The sequence below is a fragment of the Devosia beringensis genome (assembly GCF_014926585.1).
GTDB lineage: Bacteria > Pseudomonadota > Alphaproteobacteria > Rhizobiales > Devosiaceae > Devosia > Devosia beringensis.
This window is the reverse complement of sequence record NZ_CP045422.1, coordinates 728,706-741,707: the sequence shown is the minus strand read 5'-3', so window position 1 is coordinate 741,707 and position 13,002 is coordinate 728,706. Positions and strand designations below refer to the sequence as shown.

Sequence of the window (13,002 nt, the reverse complement as noted above, 5' to 3'; positions counted from 1 at the left end):
TGATTTGTGCTGGACGAGCTTAACCCAAACGAAAAGGGCGGGCATAAATGCCCGCCCTCAAATCTTAAATCGGCGCGACGCCTAGTTCAGGCGGTTGCCCACATCGGCGATGGCCTTGTCGACGACTTGGCCGCCCTTGCGGTTCATTTCGTCGGTCAGCACCAGCCGTGCCGCTTCGATGGCGATATCGGCCGAGCGGGCGCGCACTTCGGCGACGGCCTGCGATTCGGCCTGGGCGATCTTGTCTTCCACCGACTTGGTGCGGCGAGTGATCAGCTCGGCCAGCGAGGTCTGCGCCTCGGCGGTGAGGCGGGTGGCCTCTTCCTTGGCGGCAGCGATGATGCCCTCGGCTTCGCTCTCGGCGGCAACGCGCTTCTGCTCATATTCGACCAGCAGGGCGGCGGCTTCTTCGCGCAGCTTCTTGGCTTCGGCCAGGTCGTCGGCGATCTTCTTGATCTGCGCATCGAGCATCTTGGCGATGATCGTGTGGATGCCGAAATACATCGCCAGGCCGAGGAAGATGACCAGGGCTACGGCGGCATAGAAAGTGTTGTCGAATTCCATGCTCGCTTACTCCTTGGCCTTGGCGACCGCAGCGCGCACGCTGTCGGCCGACACGTCGCCGACCAGCTGGCTCACGACAGTCTGGGCGGTTTCGGTGGCGATCTCGTCGACATGGGTCAACGCTTCGGTCTTGGTCGTCATGATGCGGGCCTCGGCGGCGCTGACCTTGGCGGTCAGGTCGGCCTCGACGGCGCTGCGCTTGGCAGCCAGATCGGCCTGGATGGCCTCGCGGCTCTCATTGGCAATGCCCTGGGCCTTGGCCTTGGCGGCTGCCAGCGCGGCTTCATAGGCAGCGATGGCGGCATCGGTCTTCTGACGCGAGGCGTCGGCAGCGGCCAGATCGGCATCGATGATGGATTTGCGGTTTTCCAGGATGCCGCCAATGCGGGGCAGGGCAATCCGGCTCATCACCAGGTACAGGGCGCCAAAGGTAATGGCGAGCCACAGCAGCTGCGATGGAAATGTTGCGGGGTCGAACGGCGGGAACACGCCAGTATCATGCTCGCCGCCATGGGCTTCGGTCGTGGCATGGGTATCGGCAGTGGGATCGGCGTGAATTGCGTCAACGGCAGGCGCCGCGACGGGTTCTTCGGCCGGTACAACCGCTTCTTGGGCGTAGGCTTGCGTTGCCATCAGGTCAGGTCCCGTTAAATCCGGTCAGCCGGCGCGAGGCCGGAAAAGAGCACGCAGCCGGACCGAGCCCGGCTGCGGAAGATTGGGTCGCTGCGTTGGGTCTTAGACCACAAACAGCAGGATCAGGGCGACCAGGAACGAGAAGATGCCCAGGGCTTCGGTCACGGCGAAGCCGAAGATCAGGTTCGAGAACTGGCTCGGTGCTGCCGACGGGTTGCGCAGGGCGCCCGACAGGAAGTTGCCGAAAATGTTGGCCACGCCAATGGCGGCACCAGCCATACCGAAACAAGCAATACCGGCACCGATGTACTTTGCGGCTTCAGCTTCCATAATATTAGTCCTTTCAAGCGACTTTTAAGCGGGGGTTCTGGCGGAACAGCCCGCCGTGACTGGTAGTTAGTGAGATGGGTGGATCGCGTCGTTGAGATACATGCAGGTCAGGACCGCGAAGACATAGGCCTGAACCGCACCGACGAGAAATTCGAGACCGGTCAGCGCGACGGCCATGATCAGCGGCAGCGCCGAACCAAGGATGCCCAGGAAACCCAGACTGCCCATGGTGACGATGAAGCCGGTGAAGACTTTGAGCGTGATGTGACCGGCCAGGATATTGCCGAACAGACGCACGGAAAGCGAGATCGGGCGGCTCATGAACGAGATGAACTCGATAGGCGCCACGATGGGAAGGATATAGCCGGGCACGCCGGCGGGCACGAACAGCTTGAGGAATTTCGGGCCGTTCTTGGCAAAGCCGTAGATCACAACGGTCAGGAAGACCAGCATCGACAGCGCGAAGGTAACGATGATGTGGCTGGTGACGGTGAAGAAATACGGCACCATGCCCAGCATATTGGCCACGAAGATGAAGGTGAACAGGCTGAACACCAGCGGGAAGAAGGTCATGCCGGCCGTGCCGGCGGCACTTCGCACCATATTGGCGACAAAGCCATAGACCAGTTCGCTCAGCAGTTGCGCCCGGCCCGGGATCACGCTCTTCGATCCCGTCGACAGGATCAGGTAGAGCCCGATAATGGCCACCGTGGCGACCATGAACAGGGACGAATTGGTGAAGGCAAAGCTCATCCCGCTGCCTTCGGTGCCGTCACCGCCCAGGGTGAACAGCGGGAACATGTCCTGGATGACGAATTGGTGGATCGGATCAGTACCGGCCAAGATAGAGCCCTCTAAGCGTCATCATTTGTCTGTCTCGTCTTCCACGTCTGGCCCGAGATCGGACCCCGGCGGGGGAGGCGAAGCGGCATTCATTTGCGCCACCACGCGGGTGACATTGAGTATTCCAGCAGCAAAGCCCACCAGTAGCATGATGAGCAAGCCCCAGGGGCTGGTCCCCAGGCCAAGGTCGATGAGGTAGCCGATAACGGCACCCACCAGGATCGCGGCGATGAACTCGGTACCGATGCGCATGCCGCGCGCCATACCACTCATCTCCGGGGAAGCTTCTCTCGAGGCTCTGTTGTCCTCGATATCGCGGTCCCGCTTGGCAGAGGCGATGCGCGATGCGAGATCGTGCGTCACCCCCTGGGCGTTGTCGGACCGACCTTTGGTATCTTGCGGTTTTGCCATCCGCTCGCTCCTCGGTCGGCCTTTGCCCCGTTCTTTTCGGGACGCCCTTTTTAGTCGCGCGCAACATAGTAGTGGGGTCCGAGAGTGTCAAGATAACCTTACCCACCGTAACCCATTGTTATAGCGTCATAAAACGCGGTGTCGCCGGGGTGCGGCATGCTGTCCACCCGCCATCATGGTGGAGTCAGGGCGGGGGCAGGGGGATTCTCGCCATCATCCGGGCATGCCGAAGCGCCACACGGCGCCAACCGGGTGCTGAAAGTGATGGACGGACCCCGAGACGGCTTTCGCCTCTGAGTAGTTTTAGAAGTGAGACGATAACCGCCTCGGGGTGCCGGTTTTTGGAACTGTTCGGCGGCACGGGATCGCTCGTCCTCGCACGGCCGTCTCGGAACCTGTGGAAGAGGCAAAACCTCCACCCGGCCCACCCCACCACTGTTCGCCTGCAGGCCGCCGCGTGGGGTGATGGGGCGATTATGCGCGCGGTTTTGGCGGCGGGGATAAATCAGGCAGGATCGAAGTGGCGCTTCCGGGCCGCACCCGGACGGATGCTGACCCTATCAGTCCTGTGGCGACGACACGGCGGCTCTCCCCAACTCGGTCAAGCCGTAGATGCCTCTGCTTTCCCGCACGAACCAACCATAGACATTGCGGCTCAATATTGCCGGCGCTCTGGCGACCAGTGCCTTGAGCTGTTTTGGACTCTGTGGCCCGCTCAGCAAGGCGGTGGCGCACAAAATGCAATCCTGTCGATAGGCGGTCATCACGGGCTTGCCACGCCCGCCACCCTTCTGCGGATCGCCCACCCTGCGTCTGTGCTCGTCGAGCAGGCGAGACCGTTTTTTGGCGTCACGGCGCGGCATGGCTGCAAAGGGAGTGACGATGACAGACACATCGCCGGCGTCCGAAACGGCCATCACCCCGAAGCCAAGCCGCCGACACAGATTGCGGAAACGCGCATCATGCTCTCGCCCCCGCGCGGTCTTGGAGGCTCGGGCCGCCAGCCATACCTCATCGCAAAACGCGGCCCGCTTGACGCCCTGCATGACCAGTTCGAGATTGAAGCTCAGCTTCATTTCGCAGACGATGACCACCGGCAGGTCGCCGTCTTTTACGCCAACCAGGTCACAATCGATGATCTCGCCTTTGACGGCATACCCAGCGTTTTCCAGAAAGGCCTTCAGGGGAAGGTAAAGGTCAGTTTCGGCCACATGGTCACTTCAGATCGAGTTGCTCACGCCTTGGATGTAACTGAGTCCGTGAGGCCACGCTGTATGGAAACGATGGGGTGGAAAGCGGACTGGCGCTGTTGGCTCACACACCAGCGTAAGCTGCCGCCCCCGTAACATCCCGCTGTGAGGTCGGGCTCTTCTCAGCTAAGCTTTGCCCGTCAATGCCAGAGTGGTGGCCAAGTGGAAAACATCTATTTTTTGGCATCTGCCGTCGTTGTAGGATCAGGCTTTCTGCTGTCGGCTCGGAACTGGCCCCTGTTTTTATTAGTGCTCTTGCCCGGCACCGTATGCCTCATGGGGCTCTGGATTGACTTTTGGTCAACTCTGAATTGCGCCGACGCGTGCCCGTCTGGACACGATATTGGAATTGGACCAATCACCGGGATCGTCGCGGTGGCTACCCTGTTTTTTGTTCTCGTTGCTGGCATTAAAGCGTCGATGATCATGCGGCGACCGCGTCGCAATCGGACTTAGCGGACGAGCGGCTGCTTTAGGTGCCTTTCGGTCTGACCGCAAACGGCCGAAATGGGGTCGGCATCAGACCAGCTTGTTCGGGGTGGCTTGCGGACTGGCGGCTGTTGATGTTAGCGGTGACGAAAGAAGCCATTCAATTGTGATTAAGAATAAACCGGTCGCAACGGATATTTAACTGCGCTGGTTTGCCGGAGGCTTCAACTTGAGCAGTAATAGGCTGAGCGAGAAGACAAGAAAATCGGTAGATTCCGCATATGATGCTGTTGCTGCAGATTGCTTCGGTCTCTGGTCAAATTGTCTATGGCGCAGGTACGACGGTGTCGACGATTTTGTCCAGTTAAAGGAAGCTTTCTTATACCTGGTCGGGCGGTTGATCGACGATGGAATAATTCGGTTTATCAATCCTGAATTGGATGTATACTTTGTAGCGCACCGTGATCCGCCAACAAGGCAAGCAAAACAAATCGAGACACATTGTATCGCTTCAAGCGAAGATATTTTGGCGTATTTGCGGAAACATTGGCCCAATTCCGCCCGTCACTTTGATGACGAAGAGCTAAATTTATACTTCTATGAGATTGCCCCGATGGTGTGGAAAGATAAGAATGGCAATTGGATTGCTTCGTAGATGTTACTTTTATTAGATTTTGACCGACGACGACGCTCCGCTGGCCCGACATTAAAGCCGTTCTCGTTGCCCGATAGGGCACTGCACTAGCCCTTGGAAAGGCAGACGGCTGCCCATGTCATATCGGACAGAACTGATGCCTCTTGGGATTGGCAGTTTTCAGGCGTCTGCACTTCGGTCGTCAATGTCCAAAATGGGGTCGAAACCAGCCCATTCCCCCTCGGCTGCTAGCCTCGCCTCAATCCCATTGGCATTTTTCGGAACATCCTGCTCTGTTAGACATTAGCAATGCATCCGATGAGCAACAGGACGGAGACTACCCATGCTTTGGACACTTGCGATCATCCTGCTCATCCTCTGGGCTGTAGGGCTGGCTTTCAAGGTGGCGGGTGCGCTGATCCACCTTCTGCTGGTGATCGCCTTGATCATGGTCCTGTTCAAGATGTTTGCCGGTCGGAAATCTTGATGACTGCCGGCAGACGCACCGTCAGCCTCTGATCGGGTGAACCCAACACCATTCCCGACGTTGATCAGGGCTTTTCGCCACTGATTGGACCGGCAATGCCTGACACACTCCCCATCGTGACTCCCACGCTGCCGACCAACTCGGTCGAGGCGACCAACCTGATGATCCACTATTACCGGGCCGAAATGACCCGGATGAATGCGTGGCGCTCCCGGCTCGACCTGACCAGCAACTGGGCCATCACCGTCGTGGCGGCGCTGCTTTCCGTGTCGCTCTCCAATGCCAATGCGCATCATGGCCTGACCCTCTTCGCCATGGTCATCATCCTGCTGATGCTGTTTGTCGAAGCGCGGCGCTATCGGTATTGCGACGTTTACCGGATGCGGATCCGGCAGTTCGAGCGGCACTATTTCGGCCAGTTCTTCGAGGCGGACCCGCAGGGTGGGCCCGAACCCTGGCTCAAGATGCTGGCGCAGGACCTGCGCCACCCCAAGTTCCGGATCACCCTGGCCCTGGCCCTCAGGCGTCGTCTGCGCCGCAACTATGTGTGGATGTTCGCCATCCTGCTCTGCGCCTGGATCGTCAAGATCGCCTCACCCGACCTGCAGGCCGGCGCCTCTCTGGACGCCGCGCGCCCCGTGGCCACGCTTGTCGGCCATGCGGCGGTCGGCCCCGTGCCCGGCTGGATGGTGCTCACGCTTGTTGCGGGCTTTTACCTGGGTCTGGCCATCGCCTGCCTCAAGGGCAAGGACCGGGGCGGCGACGAGGTGCATGTGTGATCAGCCAGCCTCGAGGAACGTCGCTGCCGTCGTCAGGTCCACCGAGACCAGCTGGCTGACGCCGCGTTCGGCCATGGTGACGCCGAACAGGCGGTCGACCCGGCTCATGGTGATCGGATTGTGGGTGATGACCATAAATCGCGTATTGGTGCGCTGGCGCATGGAATCGAGCAGGTTGCAGAAGCGCTCGACATTGGCGTCGTCGAGCGGCGCATCGACCTCGTCGAGCACGCAGATCGGCGCCGGATTGGTGAGGAACACCGCAAAGATCAGGCTCATGGCGGTCAGCGCCTGCTCGCCGCCGGAGAGCAGCGTCATGGTCTGCGGCTTCTTGCCGGGCGGCCGGGCACTGATCTCGAGGCCCGCCTCGAGCGGATCATCGCTTTCGACAAAGGTCAGCTCCGCGGTGCCGCCGCCGAACAGGGTGGTGAACAGCTCCTGGAAATGCACATTGACCTTGATGAAGGCCTCGTTGAGCCGGGCGCGGCCCTCCCGGTTGAGCGAGGAAATCCCGGTGCGCAGCTTGGCAATGGCCTCGATCAGGTCGGTCTTGTCCTTGACCATGAGGTCGAGCCTGGCCTGCACCTCATTGGCTTCCTTTTCGGCCGAGAGATTGACCCCGCCCAGCCGCTCGCGCTCGGCCTTGAGCCGGTCCACCTTCTGCTCGGTCGCCGCCTCGGCCGGCAGGGCTTCCTCGGGGCGGATGCCCGATGCCTCAAGCGTCTTGGAGGCGGGAATATCGAGGGTTTCCTCGATCTGCCGCTCGATCTGCTGGCGCTGCACGATAAAGCCCTTGCCGCGCTCCTCGATGCGGGTGAGCTCGATCCGCGCATTGGCGAGGGTCTCGCTGGCGGCGCGCAGCGCCTTGTCGGCCTCGCGCAGCCCGGTCTGGGCCAGGTTGAAGCGGTCGCCGGCCGCCTGGTGCTCAAGTTTGGCCGTCTCGATCTGATCGTCCAGCTGCGCGCGGCGGGCGGCAAAGCCATCCGGGGTCTGGCTCGAGGCGGCCAGCTGGGCGCTGACCTCGGCGCTGCGCTGGTCAAGCGTGGCCAACTGTGCCAAGGCGCTGTTGCGGCGGCGGGTCCAGCTCTCGCTGTCGCGCTGCAACTGGGCCAGCCGGCTGTCGCGCAGGCGGGCGGCATTTTCAAACCCGCCCAGCCGGAGCCGCGCCTGCTCGGCCCGCTCACGCGCCGCCACCAGCACGGCCTGTTTCTCATCGGCAAGCCGCACCGCATCGTCCTCGGTGCCCGCTTCGGCCAAAGCGTGCTGGGCCGCCTCATGCTGGGCCTGGACTTCCGCCAGGCTGGCGCCGAGCCGGGTACGGGCCTCCTCCAGCGTGGTCTGCCGTGTGGTGAGATCGCCAATGGCGCGCTGCGCCCGGTCCACCTCGGTCTGCGCCGCACCAATGGCGTGCTGCGCCGCACGCCAGGCCTCGCGCTCTTGCCGTTCGGCCTGCCGAGCAGCATCGAGCGCCGCGATCAGACCATCGACATCGCGCTTCCAGCCATTGCGCTCGCTTTTGATCTGGGCAATTTCGGCATCGAGTTCGGCGAGGCGATTGCGCTGCGCCAGCCGTTGCGCCGCGGCGCTCGGCGCATCGGCCGCGGCAATGAAGCCATCCCAGCGCCACACCGCGCCCTCCAGCGTCACTAGCCGCTGGCCCGGCTTGAGCGCATGCATCAGGCTGGGGCCATCCACGGCATGGATCAGCCCGATCTGGTCGAGCCGGCGCTTGAGCAACGGGCTGCCCGTGACATAGCGGCTGAGCGGTTCGGCCGCCTGGGGCAGGGCGGCATCATCGCTGTGATCGACCGGCACCGACCAGTGCATCGGCGCCCCGGCATCGGAGCTGGCCTCGAGATCATCTCCGAGCGCAGCGCCCAGAGCGGTCTCGTAGCCCGGCGCCACCTTAAGTTCGTCGACAATGGCCGGCCACAGGCTGGCGCCGACATTGAGCATCTTGCCCAGCGTCGCTGCCTCGGCTTCGAGCCGGTTGAGCGCGGCATCGATCTCGGCCAGGCGCGGCCTTGCCGCATCCAGTTTCGCCTGGGCGGTGGCGCTGGCCTCCTCGGCGGTGATGGCCGCCGCTTCGGCCTCGGCCGTCCGCTCCTGGGCAAAGGACAGCGCCTGCCGCTTCTGGCTAAGCGTCTCGTCGGCATCGAGCTTCGCGGTAATGGTCTGGGCCTCCGCATCGACCTCGGCCAGCTGCTGTCCGAGCCGCGCCGTGCGGGCGGCCGCATCGGCAGCGCTGCGCGCGGCCTGGTCGCGTCGGGCCCGCACTTCGGCCAGGGCATCTGCAGCGGCGCGCGCCGCGGCTTCCGCCGCGTCGACCGCGGCCCGTGCGTCATCCGCCGCCTGCCGCGCCACGTCGAAATCGGTCTGGGCTTCTTCGCCCTCGTCCTGCAGCCGGGCCAGTTCCTCCGCGTTGAATTCGAGCGTGGTCTCGCTTTCGGCCACCAGCTCGCGTTCGCGCGCGCCATCGGCCGCCAGCTGGCGGATGCGATCTTCCAGTTCGGCCTGGCGCTGGCTGGCGCGGCGGTTTTCCTCGGCCAGCTGTTCGGCCAGGATCGTATAACGCTGCAGCACCGCCCCGGTTACCGCCTCGCGCTCGCGCAGCGGCTGCAGCGCGGCATCGGCGGCTTCCAGCGCCTTTTGCGCCTGCAGTTCGAGATGGGTGGCATCGGCCAGTTCGCGGATCAGCACCGCCTGCTGCGCCGCGGTTTCCTGCTCGGCATAGCGGGCGGCGACCCAGCGGATATGAAACAGCGTCGCCTCGGCGCGGCGGATATCGCCGCTCAGCGCCCGATAGCGTGTGGCCAGCCGCGCCTGGCGCTTGAGGGTTTCGAGCTGGCTGTCGACCTGGGCGATGATGTCATCGACCCGTTCGAGATTGGTCTCGGCCGCGCGCAGCCGCAGTTCGGCCTCGTGCCGGCGCGAATGCAGCCCGGAAATCCCGGCGGCCTCTTCGAGCAGGGCCCGGCGGGCGGTCGGCTTGGCCGAGATCAGTTCGCCGATCTGGCCCTGCCGCACCATGGCCGGCGAATGGGCGCCCGTGGACGCGTCGGCAAACAGCAATTGTACGTCGCGGGCGCGCACTTCCTTGCCATTGACACGATAGACCGAGCCAGCCTCGCGCTCGATGCGGCGGGTGACTTCGAGAATATCGGCATGGTTGAGGGCGGCGGGCGCCGTGCGATCGGAATTGTCGAGCACCAGCGTGACTTCGGCCGAATTGCGTGCCGGCCGGTTGCCCGAGCCGGAAAAGATCACGTCGTCCATGCCCGAGGCGCGCATCGCCTTGTACGAGCTTTCGCCCATCACCCAGCGCATGGCTTCGACGAGATTGGACTTGCCGCAGCCATTTGGGCCGACAATGCCGGTCAGGCCCGGCTCCATCACCAGGGTGGTTTCGTCGCTGAACGACTTGAAGCCATGCAGCCTGAGGCGGGAGAATTTCACTTCGAACCGTCCCACAGGGCAAATCGCGCCGGTGGCGCGATTTGAGGTGAGAAGGCCATAAGAGCTACGCTCGAATGGCGCGCCACCGAAGTGGCGCTACCGAAGAGTGCCTTACTGCGCAGGGGCAGCCGGAGCCATGGCATCGGGTGTGGCCGGTGCCATTGCGCCGCCAGCGGGCGCCGCGGCCGGCTCAGCCGGGGTAACGGTGGTGGCAGCGGGTGTGTCAGCAGCGGGAACAGCCGGGGTAGCGGCGCCCGTGGTCGCGACAAAGTCAGCCGGCACCAACGGGTCGATTTCGGCCGCCAGTTCCTCGAGCGTCTTGTCGCCACTAAGCGTCTTGCCATTGACATAGAATGTCGGGGTTCCCGAAAGGCCGAATTCGTTGAGTGCCTGATCCCGCACCGCTTCCATCCCGGTAAACAGGGCCTGATTCGTCAATGCAGCATCGAAAGTTTCCTGGGTAAAGCCCAGCTGCTTGGCCACTTCGAGGATCGCGTCGCGCGGCGCTTCCGAGGCAGCCCAGGTGGTCTGCGTCTTGAAGAAGGTCGAGACCACATTGTGGTAATTGGTCGGGCCGGCAGCTTCCGCCAGCATGAACACGGCGGCATCGAGCACATTGCGCACGAAGGGACGGGTGATCAGGCGCACCTTGCCGGTATCGACATAGGCAGCAATGAAGCCGGGCAGCACATTGTTGGAGAAGTCAGCACAATGCGGGCAGGTGGGCGAAGCATATTCGATCACGGTCACCGGCGCGGTTTCGCTGCCCTGGGCGTGATCGACATAGTCACCGGCGGGCGCCATCAGCTTGTCGACGGCGATCATGTCGCCTTCAGCAGCATTGGCGGTGGCGACCCCACACAGGCTCAGAGCCGATGCGGCAGCGGCCAGCATAAGGGTGTCACGACGGGTAAAATTCACAGCTAACGCTCCTGTTTTGATTTCGGCGACACTACACGGGACAATTGTGGGAGCAAGTGGGCATGACTATCACTGCTGGGTGAACGCACTATCCGTTGTTGCGCTCCGTCCGGCTCGATAGCGCATGGCCCAAGGTCCGCAGCGCCTCGCGCAGTTCGGCATTGTCCACCTCGGCCAGTTGCGCGGCCACCTTGGCCTGCACATCCGGGCTGGGTTGAAACGGAGCCTCGACCTTTTTGCCTGAACCGGGGGTGAACGCCTCCGGCGACAGGCGGACAGAGCCCACCAGCACGAAGCCGAAATAGCGGTTGATCGCCGCGGCGATCTTGTCGCCCTCATGCGAAATGGCCAGCGCATGGCCCGGCACGCAGCGCAGCACCAGCGTCGCCCCTTCGGCGCTGCGCTCGCCACGCGGCCAGCTCAGCTTGTCGGGAATGGCGACGGTGTCATAGGGCTTGGGCGCCATCACCGACCAGTGGGCGATGATGTCCCGGCTGGCAAAGCCGCGCTTTTTCAGCACCGGATCAAGCGCGCCCGCCAGCACATCGGCCACGCTCATGGTCCGGTTGCGACGCTTGGGCTCTGGAAGATCGTCTTTGGCCATGGGCTGGGCAGTGACACTGTGGGGTTAGGGACTTGCGCGTTGGCGTGTCCTACTCCAAATCTGCCCGCCATGCATCTCCCCAATCCCGCCCGCATCGACGCCGCTGCCGTGCTCGCCTGGTATGATCGCCATGCCCGCGATCTGCCCTGGCGCATCGCGCCTAAGGATCGGGCGGCCGGAAAGCACCCCGATCCCTATCGGGTCTGGCTGAGCGAGGTCATGCTGCAGCAGACGACGGTGGCCACCGTCAAAAGCTACTTCATCCGCTTCACCAGCCTCTGGCCCACGGTCTTCGACCTGGCTGCCGCGCCGCTGGATTCGGTACTCAAGGAATGGGCTGGCCTGGGCTATTATGCCCGCGCCAGGAACCTACATGCCTGCGCCCAGGCGGTGGTCAATGCGCATGACGGAGTGTTCCCGAATACGTCCGAAGCGCTGCAGACCCTGCCGGGCATCGGCGCCTATACCAGCGCCGCCATTGCCGCCATCTGCTTTGACGAGCCGGTGGCCGTACTCGACGGCAATCTCGATCGCGTGCTGGCGCGCTACTATGCGCTCGACGTGCCGGTGCGCGAGGCCAAGGACGAGCTGCGCGCGGCGCTGCAGGCCTCGGTGCCGGCCCGCGCCGGCGATTTCGCCCAGGCCATGATGGATCTGGGCGCCACCATCTGCGCCCCCCGCGCTGCCGCCTGCCTGCTGTGTCCCATCCAGCCCGGGTGTATCGCCACCAGACAGGGCGATCCGACAATCTATCCGATCAAGCCGGAAAAGGCCGAGCGCCCGGTGCGCAAGGGCCATGCCTTCGTCATGCGCGACGCCCAGGGCGACGTCTATCTCCAGAGCCGGCCGGCCAAGGGCCTGCTCGGTGGCATGACCGAAGTGCCCGGCTCGGACTGGGGTGCCGACCTGGCCGAGGTCGCCTATCCGCTAGCGGCAGATTGGTCCCATCGCGGCCAGGTGATCCACATCTTCACCCACTTCCGCCTCGAACTTGACGTCTGGTCGGCCGAGGTGAAACCGGAAACGCTGGACGGCGGCTGGTGGGCCGAGCCCGCCGCACTAAAGGGCGAGGCGCTACCGACTTTGTTCCGGAAAGTGTTGGCTCAGGCGGGTCTGGAGTAAGGGCGTCGCGCTGTTTTTTGCGCGTGATTATCGAAACGGGATGGGGAGGGGACCGGCGGCTTTTGGGCGCAAAATGCATAGAACCGCGGAGATTTTAGCCAAGCTGATCTTCCAGGCTTCGCGTGCGTGACGTCATCTCGTCGCCGGTGTGCTTGGTCGAGGCTGGCTCGATCAGCAGCACCCAGCATTCCTCATGCGCGACGGGATTGTGACGAACGCCTTTCGGCACGGTCAGGAAATCGCCCTTCTCTAGATCGATTGGGCCATCCTCGAATTCGATCCGGAGCGATCCCTTTACGATGTAAAACAGTTCGTCCTCGCCGTCATGGGCATGCCAAACGAGTTCGCCCTTGAGCTTGGCCGCCTTGAGGAGTTGATCGTTGACTTGGCCGATAACCTTTGGCGACCAGTAATCTGTTACGCGTTCGAACGCGGCCTCGAGGGTTGTAGGGGAAAGCATATGAACCTCAAATGCGATGGTAAGGGCAGACCTAAGAAATCTCGGGGAATAGCGCGATGCTCAGTGCCGCATTTCACCT

Annotated in this window: 14 protein-coding genes; 4 read left to right on the top strand and 10 right to left on the bottom strand. The window is 63.0% G+C overall.

Annotated elements, in window-relative coordinates; all coding sequences use genetic code 11:
* Positions 1 to 81 precede the first annotated feature (81 nt).
* From GDR53_RS03665 to GDR53_RS03640, 6 genes are all read right to left on the bottom strand, one after another.
* Entirely contained in the window at positions 82 to 564 is a 483-nt protein-coding gene (locus GDR53_RS03665) for a F0F1 ATP synthase subunit B family protein (RefSeq protein WP_193336749.1), read from the bottom strand.
* A gap of 6 nt (positions 565 to 570) precedes the next feature.
* Positions 571 to 1,200 (bottom strand): F0F1 ATP synthase subunit B, encoded by a 630-nt coding sequence (locus GDR53_RS03660; protein ID WP_408639798.1) that lies wholly within the window; start codon positions 1,198 to 1,200, stop codon positions 571 to 573.
* A 99-nt stretch (positions 1,201 to 1,299) separates the two neighbouring features.
* On the bottom strand, positions 1,300 to 1,527 hold the full coding sequence (locus tag GDR53_RS03655; RefSeq protein WP_108462026.1) for a F0F1 ATP synthase subunit C: 228 nt from the start codon (positions 1,525 to 1,527) through the stop codon (positions 1,300 to 1,302).
* Between the two features lie 66 nt (positions 1,528 to 1,593).
* Positions 1,594 to 2,328, bottom strand: coding sequence for a F0F1 ATP synthase subunit A (locus tag GDR53_RS03650; protein WP_193337946.1), 735 nt, complete (start codon positions 2,326 to 2,328; stop codon positions 1,594 to 1,596).
* Positions 2,329 to 2,391: 63 nt separating this feature from the next.
* The gene (locus tag GDR53_RS03645) at positions 2,392 to 2,781 is read right to left on the bottom strand and encodes an AtpZ/AtpI family protein (protein WP_193336747.1); all 390 of its coding nucleotides are present in this window, start codon (positions 2,779 to 2,781) and stop codon (positions 2,392 to 2,394) included.
* A gap of 560 nt (positions 2,782 to 3,341) precedes the next feature.
* Complete coding sequence (locus tag GDR53_RS03640; RefSeq protein ID WP_193336746.1) at positions 3,342 to 3,992, bottom strand: DUF2161 domain-containing phosphodiesterase; 651 nt, start codon at positions 3,990 to 3,992, stop codon at positions 3,342 to 3,344.
* Between the two features lie 697 nt (positions 3,993 to 4,689).
* On the opposite strand from GDR53_RS03640, the gene GDR53_RS03635 reads away from it, so the two are divergent.
* The 3 genes from GDR53_RS03635 to GDR53_RS03625 all read left to right on the top strand — a co-directional run bounded on the left by GDR53_RS03635 (position 4,690) and on the right by GDR53_RS03625 (position 6,360).
* On the top strand, positions 4,690 to 5,115 hold the full coding sequence (locus GDR53_RS03635) for a hypothetical protein (RefSeq protein WP_193336745.1): 426 nt from the start codon (positions 4,690 to 4,692) through the stop codon (positions 5,113 to 5,115).
* A 322-nt stretch (positions 5,116 to 5,437) separates the two neighbouring features.
* Complete coding sequence (locus tag GDR53_RS03630) at positions 5,438 to 5,581, top strand: lmo0937 family membrane protein (protein WP_193336744.1); 144 nt, start codon at positions 5,438 to 5,440, stop codon at positions 5,579 to 5,581.
* Positions 5,582 to 5,676: 95 nt separating this feature from the next.
* Positions 5,677 to 6,360 (top strand): DUF2270 domain-containing protein, encoded by a 684-nt coding sequence (locus GDR53_RS03625; RefSeq protein WP_193336743.1) that lies wholly within the window; start codon positions 5,677 to 5,679, stop codon positions 6,358 to 6,360.
* Here the strand turns inward: GDR53_RS03625 and smc are convergent, their stop codons facing one another.
* The 3 genes from smc to GDR53_RS03610 form a co-directional block, all read right to left on the bottom strand.
* Positions 6,361 to 9,816, bottom strand: a complete 3,456-nt coding sequence (gene smc / locus GDR53_RS03620; RefSeq protein ID WP_193336742.1) for a chromosome segregation protein SMC — start codon at positions 9,814 to 9,816, stop codon at positions 6,361 to 6,363.
* Positions 9,817 to 9,927: 111 nt separating this feature from the next.
* Complete coding sequence (locus GDR53_RS03615; RefSeq protein WP_193336741.1) at positions 9,928 to 10,737, bottom strand: thioredoxin domain-containing protein; 810 nt, start codon at positions 10,735 to 10,737, stop codon at positions 9,928 to 9,930.
* Between the two features lie 88 nt (positions 10,738 to 10,825).
* Positions 10,826 to 11,341, bottom strand: a complete 516-nt coding sequence (locus GDR53_RS03610) for a DUF721 domain-containing protein (RefSeq protein ID WP_193336740.1) — start codon at positions 11,339 to 11,341, stop codon at positions 10,826 to 10,828.
* A gap of 69 nt (positions 11,342 to 11,410) precedes the next feature.
* Between GDR53_RS03610 and mutY the strand changes: the two genes are divergently transcribed.
* A complete protein-coding gene (gene mutY / locus GDR53_RS03605) occupies positions 11,411 to 12,463 on the top strand; it encodes an A/G-specific adenine glycosylase (RefSeq protein ID WP_193336739.1) in 1,053 nt (350 codons plus the stop codon).
* A 94-nt stretch (positions 12,464 to 12,557) separates the two neighbouring features.
* Here mutY and GDR53_RS03600 read toward each other — a convergent pair whose 3' ends face one another.
* Entirely contained in the window at positions 12,558 to 12,923 is a 366-nt protein-coding gene (locus tag GDR53_RS03600) for a cupin domain-containing protein (RefSeq protein WP_193336738.1), read from the bottom strand.
* Positions 12,924 to 13,002: the final 79 nt, after the last annotated feature.

Bases quoted from the DNA above. Each gene is read 5' to 3' on its own strand.
- mutY (WP_193336739.1), top strand. From the start codon at position 11,411: ATGCATCTCCCCAATCCCGCCCGCATCGACGCCGCTGCCGTGCTCGCC.
- GDR53_RS03630 (WP_193336744.1), top strand. From the start codon at position 5,438: ATGCTTTGGACACTTGCGATCATCCTGCTCATCCTCTGGGCTGTAGGG.
- GDR53_RS03655 (WP_108462026.1), bottom strand. From the start codon at position 1,527: ATGGAAGCTGAAGCCGCAAAGTACATCGGTGCCGGTATTGCTTGTTTC.
- GDR53_RS03665 (WP_193336749.1), bottom strand. From the start codon at position 564: ATGGAATTCGACAACACTTTCTATGCCGCCGTAGCCCTGGTCATCTTC.
- GDR53_RS03650 (WP_193337946.1), bottom strand. From the start codon at position 2,328: ATGTTCCCGCTGTTCACCCTGGGCGGTGACGGCACCGAAGGCAGCGGG.
- GDR53_RS03600 (WP_193336738.1), bottom strand. From the start codon at position 12,923: ATGCTTTCCCCTACAACCCTCGAGGCCGCGTTCGAACGCGTAACAGAT.
- GDR53_RS03645 (WP_193336747.1), bottom strand. From the start codon at position 2,781: ATGGCAAAACCGCAAGATACCAAAGGTCGGTCCGACAACGCCCAGGGG.
- GDR53_RS03610 (WP_193336740.1), bottom strand. From the start codon at position 11,341: ATGGCCAAAGACGATCTTCCAGAGCCCAAGCGTCGCAACCGGACCATG.
- GDR53_RS03625 (WP_193336743.1), top strand. From the start codon at position 5,677: ATGCCTGACACACTCCCCATCGTGACTCCCACGCTGCCGACCAACTCG.